This is a genomic window from Comamonas halotolerans, assembly GCF_030162935.1.
Taxonomy (GTDB): domain Bacteria; phylum Pseudomonadota; class Gammaproteobacteria; order Burkholderiales; family Burkholderiaceae_C; genus Comamonas; species Comamonas halotolerans.
In genome coordinates, this window is sequence record NZ_JASAUZ010000011.1 from 12,308 (window position 1) to 32,105 (window position 19,798).

The 19,798-nt window shown below is 53.1% G+C and carries 20 protein-coding genes; 4 read left to right on the forward strand and 16 right to left on the reverse strand.

All coding sequences use genetic code 11. From position 1 onward, the window contains the following. Positions 1 to 13 precede the first annotated feature (13 nt). Genes pilQ through QEP11_RS07110 form a run of 5 tightly spaced genes read right to left on the reverse strand, consistent with a single transcriptional unit; the run spans position 14 to position 4,973 of the window. The gene (gene pilQ / locus QEP11_RS07090) at positions 14 to 2,080 is read right to left on the reverse strand and encodes a type IV pilus secretin PilQ (RefSeq protein WP_284335951.1); all 2,067 of its coding nucleotides are present in this window, start codon (positions 2,078 to 2,080) and stop codon (positions 14 to 16) included. A 3-nt stretch (positions 2,081 to 2,083) separates the two neighbouring features. After that, the gene (locus tag QEP11_RS07095; RefSeq protein WP_349816759.1) at positions 2,084 to 2,626 is read right to left on the reverse strand and encodes a pilus assembly protein PilP; all 543 of its coding nucleotides are present in this window, start codon (positions 2,624 to 2,626) and stop codon (positions 2,084 to 2,086) included. A gap of 15 nt (positions 2,627 to 2,641) precedes the next feature. Then, on the reverse strand, positions 2,642 to 3,313 hold the full coding sequence (locus QEP11_RS07100; protein WP_284335952.1) for a type IV pilus inner membrane component PilO: 672 nt from the start codon (positions 3,311 to 3,313) through the stop codon (positions 2,642 to 2,644). After that, positions 3,313 to 3,897: a PilN domain-containing protein gene (locus QEP11_RS07105; protein ID WP_284335953.1), complete on the reverse strand. Its 585-nt coding sequence runs from the start codon at positions 3,895 to 3,897 to the stop codon at positions 3,313 to 3,315. The genes QEP11_RS07100 and QEP11_RS07105 overlap by 1 nt, the downstream gene beginning before the upstream one ends. Then, a complete protein-coding gene (locus tag QEP11_RS07110) occupies positions 3,894 to 4,973 on the reverse strand; it encodes a pilus assembly protein PilM (protein ID WP_284335984.1) in 1,080 nt (359 codons plus the stop codon). Before QEP11_RS07110 ends, QEP11_RS07105 begins: the two co-directional genes overlap by 4 nt. Positions 4,974 to 5,215: 242 nt before the next feature. Between QEP11_RS07110 and QEP11_RS07115 the strand changes: the two genes are divergently transcribed. After that, positions 5,216 to 7,606: a penicillin-binding protein 1A gene (locus QEP11_RS07115; protein WP_284335954.1), complete on the forward strand. Its 2,391-nt coding sequence runs from the start codon at positions 5,216 to 5,218 to the stop codon at positions 7,604 to 7,606. Positions 7,607 to 7,668: 62 nt separating this feature from the next. On the opposite strand, the gene cyaY is transcribed toward QEP11_RS07115, so the two are convergent. Beyond that, positions 7,669 to 8,007, reverse strand: coding sequence for an iron donor protein CyaY (gene cyaY, locus QEP11_RS07120; RefSeq protein ID WP_284335955.1), 339 nt, complete (start codon positions 8,005 to 8,007; stop codon positions 7,669 to 7,671). A gap of 12 nt (positions 8,008 to 8,019) precedes the next feature. Between cyaY and lptM the strand changes: the two genes are divergently transcribed. Together lptM and QEP11_RS07130 are read left to right on the forward strand one after the other, a co-directional pair. Further along, entirely contained in the window at positions 8,020 to 8,208 is a 189-nt protein-coding gene (gene lptM, locus QEP11_RS07125; RefSeq protein ID WP_284335956.1) for an LPS translocon maturation chaperone LptM, read from the forward strand. A 109-nt stretch (positions 8,209 to 8,317) separates the two neighbouring features. Continuing rightward, a complete protein-coding gene (locus QEP11_RS07130) occupies positions 8,318 to 9,130 on the forward strand; it encodes an oxygen-binding di-iron domain-containing protein (RefSeq protein ID WP_284335957.1) in 813 nt (270 codons plus the stop codon). A 134-nt stretch (positions 9,131 to 9,264) separates the two neighbouring features. Here QEP11_RS07130 and QEP11_RS07135 read toward each other — a convergent pair whose 3' ends face one another. Both QEP11_RS07135 and msrP read right to left on the reverse strand, forming a co-directional pair. After that, positions 9,265 to 9,891, reverse strand: a complete 627-nt coding sequence (locus QEP11_RS07135; RefSeq protein ID WP_284335958.1) for a protein-methionine-sulfoxide reductase heme-binding subunit MsrQ — start codon at positions 9,889 to 9,891, stop codon at positions 9,265 to 9,267. After that, positions 9,891 to 10,868, reverse strand: a complete 978-nt coding sequence (gene msrP, locus QEP11_RS07140) for a protein-methionine-sulfoxide reductase catalytic subunit MsrP (RefSeq protein ID WP_413788692.1) — start codon at positions 10,866 to 10,868, stop codon at positions 9,891 to 9,893. Before msrP ends, QEP11_RS07135 begins: the two co-directional genes overlap by 1 nt. A gap of 85 nt (positions 10,869 to 10,953) precedes the next feature. Between msrP and QEP11_RS07145 the strand changes: the two genes are divergently transcribed. Continuing rightward, positions 10,954 to 11,478 carry an ImmA/IrrE family metallo-endopeptidase gene (locus QEP11_RS07145; protein ID WP_284335959.1) on the forward strand — a complete coding sequence of 175 codons (525 nt, stop codon included), beginning with the start codon at positions 10,954 to 10,956 and terminating at the stop codon, positions 11,476 to 11,478. 226 nt (positions 11,479 to 11,704) lie between these two features. On the opposite strand, the gene QEP11_RS07150 is transcribed toward QEP11_RS07145, so the two are convergent. Genes QEP11_RS07150 through QEP11_RS07185 form a run of 8 tightly spaced genes read right to left on the reverse strand, consistent with a single transcriptional unit; the run spans position 11,705 to position 19,750 of the window. Next, positions 11,705 to 12,835: an acyl-CoA dehydrogenase family protein gene (locus QEP11_RS07150; RefSeq protein WP_284335960.1), complete on the reverse strand. Its 1,131-nt coding sequence runs from the start codon at positions 12,833 to 12,835 to the stop codon at positions 11,705 to 11,707. A 52-nt stretch (positions 12,836 to 12,887) separates the two neighbouring features. Further along, entirely contained in the window at positions 12,888 to 13,553 is a 666-nt protein-coding gene (locus QEP11_RS07155; protein WP_284335961.1) for an SDR family oxidoreductase, read from the reverse strand. A 59-nt stretch (positions 13,554 to 13,612) separates the two neighbouring features. Continuing rightward, on the reverse strand, positions 13,613 to 14,239 hold the full coding sequence (locus QEP11_RS07160; RefSeq protein WP_284335962.1) for a pyridoxamine 5'-phosphate oxidase family protein: 627 nt from the start codon (positions 14,237 to 14,239) through the stop codon (positions 13,613 to 13,615). Positions 14,240 to 14,290: 51 nt separating this feature from the next. After that, positions 14,291 to 15,481 carry an acetyl-CoA C-acyltransferase gene (locus QEP11_RS07165; protein WP_284335963.1) on the reverse strand — a complete coding sequence of 397 codons (1,191 nt, stop codon included), beginning with the start codon at positions 15,479 to 15,481 and terminating at the stop codon, positions 14,291 to 14,293. A 42-nt stretch (positions 15,482 to 15,523) separates the two neighbouring features. Further along, entirely contained in the window at positions 15,524 to 17,323 is a 1,800-nt protein-coding gene (gene aceK / locus QEP11_RS07170) for a bifunctional isocitrate dehydrogenase kinase/phosphatase (protein WP_284335964.1), read from the reverse strand. A gap of 32 nt (positions 17,324 to 17,355) precedes the next feature. Further along, entirely contained in the window at positions 17,356 to 18,021 is a 666-nt protein-coding gene (gene can, locus QEP11_RS07175) for a carbonate dehydratase (RefSeq protein ID WP_284335965.1), read from the reverse strand. A gap of 49 nt (positions 18,022 to 18,070) precedes the next feature. Beyond that, positions 18,071 to 19,252, reverse strand: a complete 1,182-nt coding sequence (locus QEP11_RS07180) for an isovaleryl-CoA dehydrogenase (protein WP_284335966.1) — start codon at positions 19,250 to 19,252, stop codon at positions 18,071 to 18,073. A gap of 54 nt (positions 19,253 to 19,306) precedes the next feature. Next, positions 19,307 to 19,750 carry a PaaI family thioesterase gene (locus tag QEP11_RS07185; protein WP_284335967.1) on the reverse strand — a complete coding sequence of 148 codons (444 nt, stop codon included), beginning with the start codon at positions 19,748 to 19,750 and terminating at the stop codon, positions 19,307 to 19,309. Between the last annotated feature and the right edge of the window lie 48 nt (positions 19,751 to 19,798).

Genomic DNA, 19,798 nt, shown 5'->3' on the forward strand with positions numbered 1-19,798 from the left:
CGACTTAGCCTCTCTAATTGCGTGCAATTGCGTCCGTCACCATACGAGGCGTAATAAATACCAGCATTTCACGTTTGGTTGATTCCCTTGTGCGGCTCTTGAACAAATTGCCCATCACAGGAATATCACCCAGCAATGGCACTTTGTTCACTTGGTTGATCTCTTCCATTTCAAAAATACCACCAATCACTACAGTACCGCCGTTTTCCACCAAAACCTGTGTCTTGATGTGCTTGGTATCGATCGCGACCCCCTGATCCGTAATCTCCCCTCGGGAGTCTTTGTTCACATCCAAGTCCAGAATAATATTGCCTTCAGGGGTAATTTGCGGTACGACTTCCAACTTCAATACTGCCTTCTTAAAGGAGATGGTCGTTGCCCCATTGGGCGCAGTTTCAGTATAGGGATACTCGGTACCTTGCTCAATCACCGCCTGCGTCTGATCTGCTGTCAGCAAACGCGGACTCGATATGACCTTACCCACTCCCTCAGCCTCCATGGCTGACAATTCAAGCGATAAAAAACGTGTCAACCCAGAATTGAAAATACTCAATGCTAATGAGCCGCCACCCCCACCAGTCGAAAGCCCTGCTGGTAAATTGACGAAAGGTGAGTCGCTTTTAGTGCCATAGCTGTCATAGCCACTGCCAATGCTCCCACGCTTATCGGTGAATCCTCCACCGAACTTCACCCCCAAGGAGCGGCCAAAAGTATCTCTAGCTTCAACAATCCGTGCCTCAATCAATACTTGTCGCACTGGAACATCTAGCGTCTTCAACAGATTGGCAACCTCTTCCAGCTTGCTGGAAGTATCTGTCACAAACAGCTGATTGGTGCGAGGCTCTGCGATGGCAGAACCTCTTGGGGATAGAAAACGCGTGGATGCTTCACCACCACTACTATTATCTGCAAGCTGTTTTTTCAAATCCTCGGCTTTGGCGTAGTTGATCTGAAATCCTTGTGTACGCAAAGGCTCGAGATTCTCGATCTTTCGCGCAGCTTCAAAATCACGTCGCGTCCGTTCGTCAATTTCATCTCTGGGCGCAATCCACAATACATTGCCGCTTTTCTTCATCCCAAGACCTTTAGCCTCCATGATGATATTCAGCGCTTGGTCCCAAGGTACATCTTTCAAACGCAATGTCAAAGAGCCGCCTACGGTATCTGATGTAACAATATTAAAGTTGGTGAAATCTGCAATCACTTGCAAAAGCGAACGCACTTCAATATTTTGGAAATTCAAGGACAAGCGTTCCCCTGTAAAGCCAGGGCCTTTGGTGAGCTTTGATGCATCCACCTTTTTCTGCCGCACTTCTAAAACGAACTGACTGTCACTTTGATAAGCAGAGTGCTCCCAATCACCAATAGCTTCAACACTTAAGCGCACACGATCACCCTGCTGGATTGCCGTGATGTTTTGCACCGGTGTCGCAAAATCCGTCACATCCAGGCGACGTTGCAGACCTTGAGGCAAACTGGCTTTGAGCAAGTCGACCGTCAACCCCTTTCCTTCCGGTCGCACATCGGCACTCACCATAGAAGAACCCAGGTCGACGATTAGCCGACCAGCCCCATCACTGCCGCGACGGAAATCAACATCCTTCAATGCCACGCTCCCCGTGGCTTGTACAGCAGTTGACAATGCTTTCCGAGTGGGAGAAGTCTGGGGCTGAATAGCAGCAGCGCCTTGCACGGGGTCTAAAAAAACCAACACGGTATTGCCTCTGACCTCGGTGCGATACGTTGTCGCAGCTTTCAGATTCAAGACCAAGCGCGTTCGACCAGCCCCCTCGACCACATTTGCCGTATTCAAATTGCCTTGCTGAATATTGACAAGAGATTGCTCCAGTGCATTGCTCGTGTCGGAGAAATCAAGGGCAATGCGGGCTGGAGACTGAATAGCAAACCCCGTAATAGGTGCCTTCAAAGGCTCTGAAAGCTCAACCCTGACAACTTCACCGCCACCTTGCAACGAGGCTGTGACAGATTGCACACTACCCGCCCACGCAAGAGAGGATGTCAGAGCAACCACAGCTATTGTGAACCAATGAACAGGCACGCAGCCTTTCTTATATCGCATTCTTTACTCCCCCTCTTGCAGATCCAGCGTAGTCACTCTTTCCACCCAATCTCCGGTTGGATCTTGAACAACTTCTCTTAGCTTGAGGCTGTGCTCACCGACTTCCAAAATACGGCCGTAGTTTTGACCCAGATAATTTCCAACTTGAACCTGATAAATTAGCTGATTGACGCGTAATAATGCCGTATTCCCCCCATCTTTTCGCATACTACCCACCATCTTCATATTATCCAGTGGATAGCTTTCCAACTCTTCTTTATGTCGATTCTGCTCTACTTTTAAGAGTTCCAGGTTAGATTTGCTCCCCTCCGATTCACGGTTTAAAACCTGCGTCAACTTCAGCATATTAAACGGATCCATGCCATTAGATGCTGAATATCCTTGTGGAGCAAAAACAGAAGGCTCTTTTAAAGGCCGAATCATCGGTTTGGTCACTGACTTCCGCTCAGCTATCCAGCTCCGCAAATCGTCATGCTCACCGCCCCAACAACCTGTTAATAAGGTTAATGCCATACTCATTAATAAGAGAATCTTTCTATGCATCATAGTTTCGCAGCTCCTCTACTTTTTCCGTTTAGAGGCATCACTCCTCTTTGCATTAACCTCTTCCGCATCCAAGTAACGATAGGTGTGAGCCGTTGCATCAAGCGTCAACGCTCCCCCTCCTTTAGGAGCAACTGATATATTATTAAGATTCACAATACGTGATAAATGAGCAATATCTGAGGCAAACATCCCCACATCATGAAAACCCCCAGATATCTTCACCGCAATAGGAAGCTCTGCATAATAATCCTTGACAGACTCATTACCAGGCTTGAAAAGCTCAAACTGTAAACTACGGCCTAATCCGGCCTGATTTATATCCGATAACAACGCTGCCATTTCTGACTTACTTGGCAACTGCTTCTCAAGCTGAATCACATATTGCTGGACCTGCTCTCTTTGCTTTTTCAGCCCTTCAATACTCACTGCTTTAACGAGTTTTTTCTCATAGTCGGATCGCAAACTAACTTCGGTAGCACGCTCACGTTCCAAATCTTCCTCAAAACTCTTCAAATAAAAATACCAAGCCACGCCAACAGTTAGCAGAGCTATACCACAGCATAGAAACAATCTTGGGAATGCAGGCCATAAAGATGGGTCTTTAGGATCCAAAGCATAAAACTGTGACTTTATCGCTTGAGCATGCGCTGAAAAATTGATCGACATGCTATTTTTTGTGCTTTTCATTATTTAGCTCCTTCGCTGCCTGCATCAGGTAGCACCAAAGAAAACGTCATAATAAAATTCACCACCTTGCGCTGATCCTTTGGCGATAAAGCCACGCTACCAGCCACAATCTCCTTGAGATTGGGCTTGGCAATCCATGGTGTTCCACTGGAGAAATTTCTCAAAACCTCCGACACTCGCTCGTTAGACTGCGCCACCCCTTTCACCTCAACCAGTAAACCTGTCTGCTTCATTGAAGTAAGGTATACACCTTCGGGCAACTGATTGACCAGTTCAATCAGTAAATGCACCGGTAAATTGCGATTGGCTTGCAGATCTTCCACAGCCTTTTGCCTCGCTCTCAGCGCATTAATCTCTCCTTCCAGCCCCTCTATTTCTTTAATCTGCTGGTTCAATAAAGAAATTTCAGACTGCAAATAAGCGTTTCGACCTTGCTGATTATCAATTCTAATTTGAATCCACGAATATATTAAAGCTCCAATCAATATCCCCAAAAGCACCGACATGAACATCTTTACTTGAAAAGCTTCTCGACGTTTTTTTCTGGATGCTTCTCGATGAGGCAGAAGGTTAATCAAGATCATGATAAGAACCTCCGCATCGCCAAGCCACATGCTGTGAGATACATCGGCGCATCATTTTTCAGCCTACTCTTATTCACAGATGGTGCGTACACCATATTCTCAAATGGATTGAGCAGATGAACAGGAACGTTGACTTGTTCTCGAACAGCCTGTGTCAAATTTTGAATACCAGCACTACCACCAAACATCGCCATATGGTGCACACTGTGATATCGTGTACTTGTGAAGAAAAACTGTAATGCGCGTGCAATATCTTTTGCCAGACTATCTACAAAAGGTTTAAGCACTGCTTCAAAATATTCTTCTGGTAAATCGCCTGTTCTTTTCTTTAGTTCGGCCTCCTCCGCACTAATACCATAATGGCGTGCGATCAATTGAGTAAGATGCCCCCCCCCAATTCCTTGCTCGCTGTCATGCAATACTTCGTCATTACACACAATCTGCAATCTAAAATTTCGTGCGCCGACTTTAACCAGCGCAATTAATTCATCTTCCCCAGCATTAGGCAGCTGTGCTATCCAGCGCCCTGCCGCCAATCGAGATGCGTAAGACTCGACATCCACTATTACCGGCTTCAGGCCCACCAACACTGCCAGATTATTGATCTCTTCAACTTTTTCCTTGCGCGTGGCGGCCAACAAAATATCAATATCTGATGAGTTTGTCGCATTAACCCCCATGGTGCAAAAATCCAAACTCACTTCATCCAAAGGGAATGGAATATATTGGCTCGCCTCTGACTCCACCTGCACTTCAAGCTCTTGTTCGCTCAAATTACCTGGCAGAATAATTTTCTTGGTAATTACAGAAGAATGGGGCAATGCCAGAGCCACATTCTTTGCGCGCGTTCCACTCTTTTTTAGTAGACGCCTCAGAGCATCACTGACTTCATCGAACTTTTCGATATTTCCGTCCACCACCCAATCTGCTTCCAAGGGCTCTGAAGCACATCGCTCCAAAATCCAAGCCCCCCGCGCATCTTGACTCAACTCAACCAACTTAATGGATGAGGAGCTGATATCCAAACCAATAAGCGGCGCAGGCTGTCGCTTAAAAAGGGAACTAATCGAGGCCACACCCCCCCCTCCCCGTTTCATTTTGATATAGAAAGTCACAATTCGAATGCATGCTAGCAGCAAGGGTATAACTCGACCAAGTGCCCTTCTACCTCTTCTCACGCATCATCAGCAGCAATTGCACCAGCTTTGATCCTGGTCATCCTCCATACTTGCGTGGTGGGTTTTGCACGACACACTTTTGCAAACATCTGCCCTCAAGCCGTTTCCTATAATGCCTTTCCTCATTTGTGTGGAGCGACATGCCTACCTCTCCCGAATCCAGCGAAAAGCCTTCCTCTAGACAGAAAAGCATCCCTCAACCTCGCAAGCATTGGTTTTTGCGCGCGTTTTTGTGGCTGATCGGCTTGGCTGTCGCAGGAACACTCGCAGTTGTACTGGTCGTTGCTGTGGCTCTGTCCATGGCCTACCCCAACTTGCCAGATGTATCCGAGCTGGCCGACTACCGACCCAAGCTCCCTTTGCGCGTTTATTCCTCAGAAGGCGCTTTGATTGGCGAGTTTGGGGAAGAACGACGCACGCTCACGCCCATTGAGGAAATTCCCAAAGTGATGGTTGATGCTGTGCTCGCGATTGAAGACACGCGCTTCTTCGAGCACGGAGGCGTCGACTACAAGGGTATGCTCCGTGCTGCCTTGGCCAATCTGGGCAAGGTGAAAAGCCAGGGTGCTTCGACCATCACCATGCAGGTCGCACGCAACGTTTATCTCTCTTCAGAGAAGACCTATACGCGCAAAATTTATGAAGTGCTGCTCACCTTCAAGTTAGAGCACCTTTTGAGCAAGGAGAAGATTCTGGAAATTTATATGAACCAGATCTTCTTGGGCCACCGTGCCTACGGTTTCGCCGCGGCTAGCGAGGTCTACTTTGGCAAGTCGCTCAAAGATGTCACTGTGGCTGAAGCAGCCATGTTGGCTGGGCTGCCCAAAGCACCTTCGGCCTACAACCCCATCAGCAACCCGAAGCGTGCACGAATCCGCCAGCTCTACATCATTGAGCGGATGGAGGAAAACGGGTTCATCACAGCCGAACAAGCACGCATGGCACGCGATGAACCATTGCAACTACGTAATGCCAGTCGCAACAGCACAAGCGTTAATGCGGACTATGTTGCCGAAATGGCTCGCCAACTGGTATACGCTCAATATGGTGATGAAGCGTATACACGTGGTTTAAACGTCTACACCACGCTGAATGCGGGCGAGCAAGAAGTTGCCTATTCAGCCTTGCGCAAGGGAATCATGGACTATGAACGCCGCCAGCGCTATCGTGGCCCTGAAAAGTTCATCGCACTCCCTAGCGACAAAGTGGCGCTTGAGGATGTAATCGATGACACTTTGGCCCAGCACCCTGACAATGGCGATGTGCTGGCGGCAGTGGTTCTAGAAGCCTCTAGAAAGTCTTTGACCGTACAACGCCCGGATGGCCAAACATTGATCATCACAGGAGATGGTCTCAAACCCGTGGAATCTGGTCTCAGCGATAAAGCTTCTCCCAATATCAAGATTCGCCCTGGCGCTGTGATTCGGGTGATTGAGACTTCGCAGGGCAAATGGTCTGCCACACAGTTGCCGGAAGTTGAAGGCGCCTTTGTTGCTGTTGATCCCCGTACAGGTGCAATCCGGGCCTTAGTAGGCGGCTTTGACTTCCAGAAGAACAAGTTCAACCACGTCACTCAAGCTTGGCGCCAACCTGGCTCTGCCTTCAAGCCATTTATCTTTTCCGCTGCTCTGGAGAAGGGGTTGAGTCCTGCCAGCATGATCAATGATGCGCCGTTGTTCTACGGTTCCAGTGTGACTGGTGGGCAACCCTGGGAGCCCAGAAACTACGACCATCGATTTGAAGGTCCAATGACTATGCGTACGGCATTGGCCAAATCCAGAAACATTCCTTCGATTCGCATACTCGACTTCACCACCCCGAAGTTCACACAGGAATGGATCACTCGCTTTGGATTTGAAGCCAACCGTCATCCTGCCTATCTCACCATGGCACTGGGTGCGGGCTCGGTGACACCCATGCAAATGGCCACGGCCTTCTCGGTATTTGCCAATGGCGGTTACCGTGTCAATCCCTGGCTGATCGCAAAGATCACAGACCATAAAGGTCGTGTTCTCTCCGAGTTCATTCCCAAGCCTCTGGAGCAGCAGCAGCGCGCTATCGATGCTCGCAATGCTTTTGTGATGAATTCCATGCTGCAAACCGTTGCCAAGTCTGGTACTGCTGCACGTGCGCAAGCCACGCTGAAGCGCCCTGACATCTATGGAAAAACGGGCACAACGAATGATGCGGTGGACGCTTGGTTTGCAGGCTTTCAGCCTACGCTGGCAGCTATTACCTGGATAGGCTACGACAACCCACGCAACCTGGGCTCACGAGAAACCGGTGGTGGCCTGAGCCTTCCGATCTGGATCAGCTTTATGCAACATGCACTCAAAGGGGTGCCCGTTGCCAGCTACCCCGTACCTGAAGGTGTCACCAATGCAGGAGGTGAATGGTATTTCGATGAGTTCACGGGCTCAGCCGGCGTGACAGGCCTGGGCATGAGCGCAGGCTATTTCAATTCCGACGAACCTACGGAAGCGCCTCCAGCCGAGGAGCGCAGCCGTATCCTTGATTTGTTCCGCAACTAAAGCGGTCACAAAAAAGCCCAGTATTGACACTGGGCTTTTTAATTTGAGAACGTCACGCTGGCTCAGGCCACATCGGAAGAGAACGTCAATGACAACCCTGATTGCTCACTGGCAAAGCGGCTTAAATTGGCAAAGAACTCTCCGCTGCCCTTGGTGTCTTTCCACTGTTGACCGTCAAATTTATAGTGGAATCCACCAGCCTTGGCCGCCAGCCAAATTTCATGCAGCGGCTTTTGCTGGTTGATCACAATCTGTGAACGGTTCGCAAACACCAAAGTCACCATGCCACCAACGCGTTGTGCATCGATATCAGCATCCACATCATCGTTGAGGCGGTCGCACGACTGCTCAACTGCCATCAGCAGTTGCTCTGCTTTATCCAAATATTCAAGGTCGGTCATTACAATCCACTCATGTTGAATGCAAACCAAATTCTAGTCCGGTGCATTGCCCTTGCCGTTTGTACGGTGGCCCTTGGTGCCTGCGGCCAACGTGGTGACCTCTATCTGCCCACCGGACCGCAGGCCCAAGACCGCGCGTCTTTGCCTGACACAGTACTTCCCATACGATCTGGCCCCGCACAGCCAGCCACCCAGCAATAAGAACATGCGCACCCTGACTGAGGGAGGGGACGTATTGCTTGTGCTGTATCAACTGCCATGGCGTCGAGCTCACCTACAGTGAGGATTTTCATCTACGACACCTGACTCCATGGCCATAGAACTCTATCGCGACAAAAATCATGCTTGCTTGATGTTCACGGACTTGATGGAGGAAGATGGCCAAGCCGTGCAATGCAACCAGTTCCTGATTGTCGACAGCGGCACCGGGGCCATCATCGACCCAGGCGGAAATCTGGCTTTCAACGAGCTGTTCATGGGAATGACGAGGCACTTTCCTCCCCAGAAGCTCTCCTATGTAATTGCCTCGCACGCTGACCCTGACATCATTGCCTCTCTGGATCGCTGGATGACCAGCACCAAGGCTTCGCTGGTGATTTCTCGAATATGGGAACGTTTTGCACCGCATTTCACCAAGGTCGGAAAAACCGAAAATCGGGTCATTGGTGTTCCAGATTCAGGGGCTCGACTGCCACTCGGATCCAGTGAGCTTGTCTTGCTGCCCGCGCACTTCATGCATTCCGAGGGCAACTTTCACTTCTATGACCCCATCAGCCGCATTCTGTTTACGGGAGACTTGGCCGTCTCCATGACCTCCGGTGCAGAAGCACGCAAACCTGTGGTGAATATTCAGGCACATATTCCCCGTATGGAAGCCTTTCACCGCAGATACATGGTCTCCAACAAGATTTTGCGATTGTGGACAAGCATGGCACGGCAACTCGATGTGCAAATGCTCGTACCCCAGCATGGTGCTCCAATCATGGGCAAACAGGCAGTGGAAGATTTTTACTGCTGGATAGAAAACTTGGAGTGCGGCATTGATGTCTTCCAGCAAAGCCATTACCAAGTCCCCACAGCGCTGATTGACCCAGCTACGCGCCAAATCCGCGCCACGACATGACCTGCCAGTGAACCGCTAGCATCACTATGCCAAACGAATGTTGGCGGCTGAGACAAGACATGAATTTGTCGAGGATACGAAGAAACGACACGGTGAAGCAACGGCGTTGTACCAGGGGTGTTGTGTCAGCGTGTCTAAACCATCTTGGTGTGGCGCAGCCAAAACCATATGCGCCATGCTTGCATTAGCAGCAGCACGGCTGCATAGATCCACACCTCTTGGACATCATTCTTTGCCACGCGCATCCAGTAGAAATGCAGCATTGCCAACCAAGCTGCCAGATGCAGAAGGTGGTGCAAGCGTTTCCAGCGCTGACGCCCAAGCATTTCAATGACTCGGCTGGATGAAGAGGCCGCCATCGCCAACAAAATGCCAAGCGCAGCAACGCCCACCGCTATGAACGGACGCTGTCCCATGTCGTGCACCACAGCAGACCAGCTCCACCCAATCTCCAGCCATGCATAAATCAGCGCATGCAGCATGGCGTAAAAGCAGGCAAACAGCCCCACAGTGCGGCGCATCGGTCCAAGGCAAATCCTCCCACTGATCTGCTGTAACGGTGCCATCGCCAACACCGCGAACACAGCTCTCAAAGCCCAGTCTCCTGTGCCGCGTAGCAGTGCCTCTCCAGGATTAACGCCCAGTCCGTGCGCGCCCAGTGGTATTGCCAACAATAGCAGCGGCGACAGGCAGAACGTGAGCACCAGCAGCTTGAACACCCTGTGCTGTGCCCCTTGTTTGCCTGCTGGTTGATACGCCATCAAAAATTACGTTGCAAGTCCATGCCTTGGTACAAGTGCGCAACCTGCTCTGCATAGCCATTGAACAAAACAGTTCGGCGTTTTGGCGCAAAGGCGCTGCTGCCATCCAAACGCCGCTCTGTTGCCTGGCTCCAGCGGCGGTGAGGCACATCTGGATTCACATTGGCATAAAAACCATATTCATGGGGAGCTGATTCCATCCAGGCGCTAATGGGCTGCTGCTCCACAAAGCGAAGCTTCACAATGCTTTTGGCACTCTTGAACCCGTACTTCCATGGCACAACCAAACGCAGTGGTGCCCCGCTTTGCTTGGGAAGCACTCGTCCATACATGCCAAAGCATAACAAGCACAATGGGTGCACAGCCTCATCCAAACGCAATCCTTCCCGGTAAGGCCACTGCAGCACACGCGACTTCAGTCCGCGCATATGCTGCGAATCCGCCAGTGTTTCAAATTCAACAAACTTGGCTGAACCCATAGGCTCCACACGGCGAATCAATTCAGACAGCGAGTAGCCAATCCACGGTATCACCATGCTCCAGCCCTCCACACAGCGCAATCTGTACACCCGCTCCTGCATGGGGCTGAGTTTGAGCAATTCCTCCAAATCCCAGCGTCCTGGCTTGTGTACCAAGCCTTCGACTTCCACCACCCAAGGATCAATCGGCATCTGCTGCGCATAGCGCTGAGGATCAGCTTTACCTACGCCGAACTCGTAGAAATTGTTATAGCCGCTGGCATGCTCAAATGGTGTTTGCTGCTCTTGTGTGTACGCGCCCGCCAGCCTGGATGCCACGGATGGTAGAGCTGCCAGCATGCTTGCTGAGGCAGTATCACTGCACCAAGCACTTCGCTGCGCCCAAGCAGCCAGCCCTACGCCAGCCACTCCGCTGGTCATCCATTTCAAAGCGCGTCGGCGTTGTTCATAGATTGTTTCAGGGGTGATTTCACTGCCGGGTATCTTCATCACGACCATTGCTCCATGAGTTTGTGCCATTGTCTAGCGAAGCAGTCAACGAGTTGCAGCTTCTTGAAACTGGCAACAAACGATAATGCCTCGCATGGCATTGTTGGCAGAAGGCATTCTCAAGCTGCACTGGGACCAGACCGTACCCGTCAATGTGGCACATATCGTCAAAGAAATGGGCGTGCACTTGCAATTGCAAACAGCCCTTTCTTGCAGCGCCAAACTTTCCATTACCGCCGACAATCAAGCCTGCATCACGCTCCAGCAACAGCTACCGTATGCGCATCAGCGCTATATCGTCGCACATGCCTTGGCACATGTGGCCCTGCACCATCTGCGCCCTGGCATGTCCAGGCAGCTGCATATAGGCGAAGATTTTCGACTTGACTTTAGCCAGCGTCACATGGTCGAGGCCAATGACTTCGCTTTACGCCTGCTCATCCCGGAAGCCGCTTTGCGCTACGCTGTGCAAACCATGCAAGCGCGTAGTTTGGATGAGCTGGCACATGTGTTTGCAGTGCCATCACTGTTTGTCAGGCAGCGCATGGCGGAACTGGGTTGCGTATTACCGAAAGCCGTGCCGCGCCATCTTCACGGCTTCACGATTGACCAGGGCTGATCAGCTACGACGCTCCATGCAGGAATGCTTGCATGGCCTGATTGAATGACCGTGAATGCACCAAATTCGCTGCATGACCTGTACCGTCAGCTTCCGCCCATTGCGACCAGGACAGATGAGGAGCGATAGCTTAGGCACACGCTGGTGTGCATTGACAATACCAATCCTTGGAAAAAGCACCACCACATGTCAGCAGGAAAAACCGTTGCCGCTGTCACATGGGAATCTACGCCAGGGCGCGCTGAATCAGAATTTTCTGCACGTCGCTGGTGCCTTCATAAATTTGGCACACGCGCACATCGCGGTAAATACGCTCAACAGGAAAGTCACTGACCACGCCGTAGCCACCCAGGGTCTGGATCGCCGCGCTGCATACACGCTCCGCCATTTCGCTGGCGAACAACTTGGCCATGGCTGCCTCTTTGAGGCAAGGCAGCCCCGCATCGCGCAGGCTTGCTGCATGCCAGACCAACTGCCGTGCAGCTTCTATTTGCGTCGCGCAATCTGCCAGCCTGAAACCTACGGCCTGATGATTGAAAATGGCCTGCCCAAAGCTCTCGCGTTCCTTGCTGTATTGCAGTGCGCACTCAAAAGCCGCACGCGCCATGCCAACGCTTTGCGCAGCAATGCCTATGCGCCCACCTTCCAGTGCACTCAAGGCAATTTTGTAACCCTCGCCTTCCGCACCAATCAGGTACGCAGCGGGAATTCGACAGTTGTCAAAATTGATCTGAGCGGTATCGCTGCTGTGCTGTCCCAATTTATCTTCCAGGCGCGCCACCACATAGCCAGCGTTGGAGGTGGGAACCAGAAAAGCACTCATGCCACGCTTGCCTGCCACTTTGTCCGTCACGGCAATCACAATCGCTACATCGGCATTTTTGCCGCTTGTGATGAACTGCTTGACGCCGTTGATGACATAGTCCTCACCGTCCTTGACTGCCGTGGTGCGCAGTGCCGATGCATCCGAGCCCACATGAGGCTCTGTCAGGCAAAAAGCGCCCAGCATCTCGCCCTTGGCCAAGGGCGTGAGCCACTGCTGCTTTTGCACCTCACTGCCATAGCGCATAAGGATGGCATTCACTGGGCAGTTGGTCACGCTGATGACCGTGCTGGTGCCGCCGTCTCCTGCTGCAATTTCCTCCAGCACCAGCGCCAGACTCACATAATCCATCCCCGCGCCGCCATAGGACTCGGGCACGCAAATGCCATAACAGCCCAGCGCTGCCAAGCCTTGGTGCACATCTTTGGGGAAGTGATGCTCTTTGTCCCAGCGTGCTGCGTGGGGAGTGATTTGCGTCTGCACAAAATCACGCAGTGCATCTCTAATCATGGTTTGCTCATCGTTTAGCAACATGTCTGTCTCCTACCTTTAGTGTTTTTCCCATATGCCTTGAGCACAGTATTCATTACCAGTTGCTCCAACGCTGCCCGTCATAGCGCAGCAAGCCACTGGTGTCGGCTTCACGGCATTGCGCCACAGCCTGCAACATACCCTGCACGCAGGTAGACACCGAAATCAAAGCGCCATCGCCCCCCATATCGGTTCGCACCCAACCGGGATCCATGGCAATTACCGGCACATTTGGCCATTCATCCTGCGCGCATGCCACCACCATATTCAACGCAGCCTTGCTCGTTCGATACAGCCATGCATTGCTTTGCGCCTGCGTCAGACGAGACATTTCGCTGCTGATGCAGACCATGGTGCCGCGTGCAGCTTGAACGGACGGCATGATTTGTGGCAGCACCTGCATCGCTCCCAGCACATTGGTGTGCATGACGCGATCAAAATCCTGCTGCGTCGGAGGTGTGTGAGCGCAGCCACCATCCCAGGCTCCTGCCACATACCAAGCCTGATCCAGCTCAACCCCATCCAGCTGCCACGCCAAGCCGCTAACGCTGGCAGGCTGCGCCACATCCACCACCAGAGCCTGCGCACCTTCGTCACGCAATGCCGCCACATCTTCGCGCTGGCGCACCGTAGCCATCACTTGATCGCCACGCGCCACACACGCTCGCACCAAACCACGACCAATTCCTCGCGAAGCCCCGATTACCAACACCACCGCCATGCTGTTCTCCTCGACTTCCTGATTCCGCCGCAGCAGGCGTGAAGCCTGCGCTTGCAGTACTAGGCTTTACCAACTTCCAGCGCAATCTGCTGCTGATAACGTTGTTCCATGGCGGACTGGGGCTCAGGCACTGCATCCAGCCCAAGCTGCGCATGAATCATCTGGTTCATGCTGGGCAACACCGAACGTTCACACTGCGCATCAGCCTGCCATAGCCGCGATCGCATCAATGCTTTGGCGCAGTGCAGATAAGCCTCTTGCACATGCACCTCAATCACCAGTTTGGGCACAAAATGGTCACTGGCAAATTTTTGCGTAAACGGCTGCTCATCACGCAGCTGCGCACGGCCATTGATACGCAAGGTTTCATTCACACCGGGGATCAGAAACAGCAGACCGATGCGAGGATCGCTCAACAGATTGCTCAGGCTGTCCAGACGATTGTTGCCACCCGCATCAGGAATCCACAGCGTATGGGCATCGTGAACATGCACAAAACCCGGCACACCGCCTCTGGGCGAGGCATCCATCAGGCAGTCCTCAGCGCCGCCTGTTGCGAGCACGCACAAGGGAGACAAGGCGATGAACTGCCGGCAATAACCATCCAGCGCAGATAGCTGCTTGCGCCGCGCGCGCTCCGCCGGTTCTGGATACAGCGTACGAAGCTGTGCTTGTGAAGTAATCATCGCCAACCTCCCTCCTGCTGCAAGCCTCTTGCTGAGGCACTGCAGGTTTGTTTACAACAACTCGATCGCCATGGCAGTGCCTTCACCACCACCAATGCATAGCGTTGCCATGCCCTTGGTTTTTCCACGAGCCTTCAAAGCGTGAATCAGCGTGACAATGATGCGTGCACCGCTGGCACCGATAGGGTGACCCAATGCACAGGCGCCACCATTCACATTGACCTTGTCGTGCGGCACTTTCAGTTCGGCCATCAGCGCCATGGGAACCACGGCAAAAGCCTCATTCACCTCCCACAGATCCACGTCTTCCACGCTCCAGCCCGCTTTTTTCAAGGCTTTTTCTGTGGCGCCCACAGGAGCGGTGGTAAACCACTCGGGGGCTTGCGCATGCGTGCCATGCGCAACAATCTTGGCCAGAGGCTTGCAACCCAGCGCCTGTGCTGTCGAAGCACGCATCAGCACCATGGCTGCGGCACCGTCGTTGATGCTGGAGCTGGATGCGGCGGTGATGGTCCCGTCTTTCTTGAACGCTGGCTTGAGGCTGCTGATCTTGTCCAGCTTGGCCTTGGCCGGCCCCTCATCCACGCTGACCGTCACTTCCCCCTTGCGGGTCTTGACAGTCACAGGCGTGATTTCTGCATCAAACGCCCCACTTTGTGCGGCTGCTTGGGCACGCTGCACGCTGGCAATGGCAAAAGCATCCTGCTGCTCCCGCGTGAAGCTGTATTTGGCTGCGCAGTCTTCGCCAAACGTACCCATGGAACGGCCTGCTTCATAGGCATCCTCCAGGCCGTCAAGCATCATGTGGTCATACACCTTGTCGTGGCCCATGCGATAGCCGGCACGGCCCTTCTTGAGCAGGTAAGGCGCATTGGTCATGCTCTCCATGCCGCCAGCAATCATCACTTCGCGGCTGCCTGCAATCAGCTGATCATGAGCCAGGATGGTGGCCTCCATGCCTGCACCGCACATCTTGGACAGTGTGACAGCCCCTGTGCTTTGCGGGAGCCCGCCTTTGAAGCCAGCCTGCCGTGCCGGTGCCTGACCTTGGCCCGCCATCAGGCAATTGCCAAACAGCACTTCTTCAACTTTCTCCGGCGCAATGCCTGCGCGCTCCACAGCGGCCTTGATGGCGGCACCACCCAGATCATGTGCGGCAAGTTCAGCAAAGTCACCTTGAAATGCCCCCATGGGTGTGCGCACTGCGCTGACGATGACGACGGGGTCCTGGTGTTGTGGCATGAAAGTCTCCTTATAAATGTGGTGTGCCAATTCAAGAAAAAACTAATGCACCACATCCGGCAGCAAGCGCCGGCTGCGGTCATAGGGAAATACATCGTGCACGTGGCCTTGCGCAATGCGCGCCTGGTGTGCCTTCCAAAAATCAGGGTTGAGCAAATCAGCGTGGTAGCGCATGAACACTTCACGTACCGCCGGATGCGCCAGCAAAAAGGGCTCCAGCGTTTCGGGAAAGACATCCTTGGGGCCCACGCGCCACCAGACCTCACCACTCATTTCCTCTTCGGCATTGCGCGGCGCAGGCACTGCGCGGAAATTGCAATCGCTCAGATACTCAATTTCGTCGTAGTCGTAGAACACCACTTTGCCGCCTCTTGTAACACCAAAGTTTTTCCATAACATGTCACCCGGAAAGATATTGGCTGCCACCAAGTCCTTGATGGCGTTGCCATACTCAAGCACCGCTCGCTCCAGAGCTGCACGGGGCTTGGGCTGATCCAGTCCCGCATCCATGCATTCCTTCAAAAACATATTCAACGGCAACAAACGGCGCTCGATATACAGGTGGTCAATGATGACCTCCATATGTCCATCGCCATCGCGGTCACTGATCTCCACATGCTCTGCCGCATCCGTCTGCAGCGCTTGCAGCAATTCAGGGCTGAACCGCTCCAAAGGCAGCGCCACCAAGCTGTACTCCATGGTGTCAGCCATGCGCCCCACGCGGTCGTGTTCCTTGACCAAACGGTATTTGGCCTGCACCTCCTGCCGTGAAGTCTCCTTGGGTGCGGGGAACTTGTCCCTGATGAGCTTGAACACATAGGGGAAGCTGGGCAAATCAAACACCAGCATGACCAGCCCCTGAATGCCCGGGGCAATGCGGAACTGATCGCTGCTGTGTTTCAGGTGGTGCAGCAAATCCCGGTAAAACAGCGTCTTGCCCTGCTTGGCCAAACCCAGAGCTGTGTAGATTTCCCCGCGTGGTTTCCGTGGCATCAAGCTGTGCAAGAACTCCACGTAGGCACTGGGAACGGCCATATCCACCATGAAATACGCACGTGCAAAGCTGAACAGCCCATGCAGGTCTTCCTCATCAAACAGCACTGCATGCAACACCAGGCCACGGCCCTGGCTGGTGTGCAAGATGGGAATGGCCAGCGGAATTTCGGTATACCCGGTGATGATCTTGCCCACCACATAGGCACCTTTGTTGCGAAAGAACAAGCTGCTGAGCACCTGAATTTGCAAATTGGCCCGCAAGGTCAGCCCTTGCAAGCGCTGGCGTATGCGTGTCGCCAGCAAGGCCACATCACGCCCCAAATTCTCAAAACCGGCTTGTAGCTGAAAGTGGCTGATCACGCCATACAAAGTTGGAACCAACGCGTCCATGCTGGATGGGTAAAACGCCCGAAAAGCCGGAGCACCAGGTGCCTCCAGGTACTCGGTACTGACCACCGGCCTCACAAAAATGAAGTCGTTGTGAAAGTGTGTGCGGTGCAGGATTTTGGTGGTAACAGAATTGAAGAACGTTTCCGCCAGTTCTGGCTGCAAATGCCCAACCATCAGAACTATGTAGTGCAGTTTGACCTGTTGCCACACGCTCATGGGCAGACTGCCTGCTGCATACGTCAGGGTGAGATGCTGCACGCACTCTTGTACCCGCTGGTCATAGAAAGCAATACGCTCGCGCTGCCCACTTTGCTGGGCGGCCCAATCGGCCTGCTCGAAATGCTGCTTGGCCGCTTGAGTAGCCGCTCGAAACAGTTGATAGTGGCGATTCACGCCATCCATCATGGCCTGGGCAATGTCATACGCTTGAGGAGCATCGAGTTTCTGCGGGAACATGGCGAAAATTCTCGCTCCTCAAGAAGGGTCTGTCAGTCGCGCTGACGCTCAGCCACCAGTTGCACTGCACGCTGATGGATTTCATGCAGACCACCGATACCTGGCACGGTCATTTCCAGGTTGGTGATATGCCCGTTTTGCAAGCTGTAGCACCAGCCGTGCAATGACACTTGCTGACCGCGCGCCCATGCATCCTGCATGACCGTGCTTTGTGCCACATTCCTCACCTGTTCGATAGCGTTCAGCTCACACAGCACATCATGGCGGTGCTGCACAGGCGTGGACTTGAGCAGCTCATAGTGTTTGTCACGAACATCACGCACATGACGTGTCCAGTTGTCAGCCAAGCCCAGGCGCATGCCTTCCAGTGCCGCCAGCACACCACCGCAGCCGTAGTGCCCCACCACCATCAGATGTTCGACCTTCAGGTGATCCACCGCGTACTGAATGGTGCTGAGCGCATTCAAGTCACTGGGCACCACGACATTGGCCACATTGCGGTGCACAAACACTTCACCAGGCTCCAGACCTGTAATCTGGTTGGCTGGTACACGGCTGTCCGAGCAGCCAATCCACATGTATCTCGGTTTTTGCTGCGCCATCAACCCTGTGAAGAATCCAGGGCGATCTCGCTCCATCTGTGCCGCCCATTCTTTGTTATGGACAAACAGGTCTTCGATGGATGTACTAGTGGTCATGTGGCCTTCCTTTCTCGTTCATGAAACGGCGCCAGACAGCGATCCTGCCTCAGCAGGTTTCCGCGAATAATTCGCGGCCAATGAGCATACGGCGAATCTCGCTGGTGCCCGCGCCAATTTCGTAGAGTTTCGCATCTCGCCACAAACGACCCAATGGATATTCGTTGATATACCCATTGCCACCATAGATTTGCACGCCTTCGCCTGCCATCCACGTGGCCTTCTCAGCGCACCACAGGATCACGCTGGCGCAGTCTTTGCGCACCTGACGCACATGCTCCGTGCCCAGCATGTCCAGATTCTTGGCCACGGTATAGGCAAACGAACGACCTGCCTGCAGCACGGTGTACATATCAGCCACCTTGCCTTGAATGAGCTGAAACTCGCCAATGCTTTGACCAAATTGCTTGCGGTCATGGATGTATGGCACCACGTTGTCCATGACGGACTGCATGATGCCCAGTGGCCCTCCTGTCAGTACGGCACGTTCATAGTCCAGACCACTCATCAACACCTTGGCACCATTGTTCAGGCCCCCCAGAATGTTTTCGGCAGGCACTTCCACGTTGTGGAAGACCAGCTCGCCCGTGTGACTTCCACGCATGCCCAGCTTGTCGAGCTTTTGCGCAATGCTGAAGCCAGGCATGCCTTTTTCAATCAGGAATGCCGTGACACCGCGCGCGCCCATCTCCGGCTCACTTTTGGCGTACACCACCAAGGTATCGGCGTCGGGGCCGTTCGTAATCCACATCTTGCTGCCATTGAGCAGGTAGTAGCCGCCCTTGTCTTCGGCCTTGAGTTTCATGCTGATCACGTCCGAGCCTGCACCGGGCTCACTCATGGCCAGCGCCCCCACATGTTCGCCGCTGATCAGCTTGGGCAGGTATTTTTGCTTTTGTGCTTCGCTGCCATTGCGGTTGATCTGGTTCACGCACAGATTCGAATGCGCGCCATAACTCAGGCCCACCGAAGCACTGGCGCGCGAGATTTCCTCCATGGCAACCATATGCGCCAGATAGCCCATGTTGGCACCGCCATACTGCTCAGGCACAGTGATGCCCAGTACCCCCAGCTCTCCAAACTTTTGCCATACATCCATGGGGAACTGGTCAGTGCGATCAATTTCTGCAGCGCGTGGCGCGATTTCGGATTGCGCAAATTCACGCACCGCATCGCGCAATGCATCAATGTCTTCCCCGAGTTGGAAGTTCAGGCCGGGCAGATTGCTCATGGTGTTGTCTCCTAAGATGAATGGTGGTGGGGTCGACCGTCTGATTGCGGCTTCTTATTTCTCTTTGAGGCCTTCGCGCCCCTGCAACGCCATCAACGTGCATTGCATGGTTGCACAGAGTTTTTCTTTTCCGTTGTCGATGGCATAAGCGCGACCTTCTGTCACCACAATGGTGCGACCGGGTTTGAGCACTCGGCCTTCGCAACGAAAGTGCTGGCCCTTGGCGGGCGCCAGCAAGTTGGACTTGAATTCAATGGTCAGCACCTCCGCATCGGCGGGCATCAGGCTGAATCCGGCATAGCCACACGCTGAATCCAGCGCCGCAGACAACATGCCTGCATGGATAAAGCCATGCTGCTGGGTCAACCCCGGAGCCCAGTCAAAGCTGATGTCCACTTCACCCGCAGCCAGATGCGTGATCGCAGCGCCCAGCGTGTTCATGGCACCTTGCAGCAAAAAATTCTCTCTCACTCGCTGCAGTGCATCGTGATCGACCATGTTGTCTCCATGATTGGCTGGAATTTTCTTTGAAATTCCTTTTACGTT

Bases quoted from the DNA above. Each gene is read 5' to 3' on its own strand.
- pilQ (WP_284335951.1), bottom strand. From the start codon at position 2,080: ATGCGATATAAGAAAGGCTGCGTGCCTGTTCATTGGTTCACAATAGCT.
- QEP11_RS07095 (WP_349816759.1), bottom strand. From the start codon at position 2,626: ATGATGCATAGAAAGATTCTCTTATTAATGAGTATGGCATTAACCTTA.
- QEP11_RS07100 (WP_284335952.1), bottom strand. From the start codon at position 3,313: ATGAAAAGCACAAAAAATAGCATGTCGATCAATTTTTCAGCGCATGCT.
- QEP11_RS07105 (WP_284335953.1), bottom strand. From the start codon at position 3,897: ATGATCTTGATTAACCTTCTGCCTCATCGAGAAGCATCCAGAAAAAAA.
- QEP11_RS07115 (WP_284335954.1), top strand. From the start codon at position 5,216: ATGCCTACCTCTCCCGAATCCAGCGAAAAGCCTTCCTCTAGACAGAAA.
- cyaY (WP_284335955.1), bottom strand. From the start codon at position 8,007: ATGACCGACCTTGAATATTTGGATAAAGCAGAGCAACTGCTGATGGCA.
- lptM (WP_284335956.1), top strand. From the start codon at position 8,020: ATGTTGAATGCAAACCAAATTCTAGTCCGGTGCATTGCCCTTGCCGTT.
- QEP11_RS07130 (WP_284335957.1), top strand. From the start codon at position 8,318: ATGGCCATAGAACTCTATCGCGACAAAAATCATGCTTGCTTGATGTTC.
- QEP11_RS07135 (WP_284335958.1), bottom strand. From the start codon at position 9,891: ATGGCGTATCAACCAGCAGGCAAACAAGGGGCACAGCACAGGGTGTTC.
- msrP (WP_413788692.1), bottom strand. From the start codon at position 10,868: ATGGTCGTGATGAAGATACCCGGCAGTGAAATCACCCCTGAAACAATC.
- QEP11_RS07145 (WP_284335959.1), top strand. From the start codon at position 10,954: ATGGCATTGTTGGCAGAAGGCATTCTCAAGCTGCACTGGGACCAGACC.
- QEP11_RS07150 (WP_284335960.1), bottom strand. From the start codon at position 12,835: ATGTTGCTAAACGATGAGCAAACCATGATTAGAGATGCACTGCGTGAT.
- QEP11_RS07155 (WP_284335961.1), bottom strand. From the start codon at position 13,553: ATGGCGGTGGTGTTGGTAATCGGGGCTTCGCGAGGAATTGGTCGTGGT.
- QEP11_RS07160 (WP_284335962.1), bottom strand. From the start codon at position 14,239: ATGATTACTTCACAAGCACAGCTTCGTACGCTGTATCCAGAACCGGCG.
- QEP11_RS07165 (WP_284335963.1), bottom strand. From the start codon at position 15,481: ATGCCACAACACCAGGACCCCGTCGTCATCGTCAGCGCAGTGCGCACA.
- aceK (WP_284335964.1), bottom strand. From the start codon at position 17,323: ATGTTCCCGCAGAAACTCGATGCTCCTCAAGCGTATGACATTGCCCAG.
- can (WP_284335965.1), bottom strand. From the start codon at position 18,021: ATGACCACTAGTACATCCATCGAAGACCTGTTTGTCCATAACAAAGAA.
- QEP11_RS07180 (WP_284335966.1), bottom strand. From the start codon at position 19,252: ATGAGCAATCTGCCCGGCCTGAACTTCCAACTCGGGGAAGACATTGAT.
- QEP11_RS07185 (WP_284335967.1), bottom strand. From the start codon at position 19,750: ATGGTCGATCACGATGCACTGCAGCGAGTGAGAGAGAATTTTTTGCTG.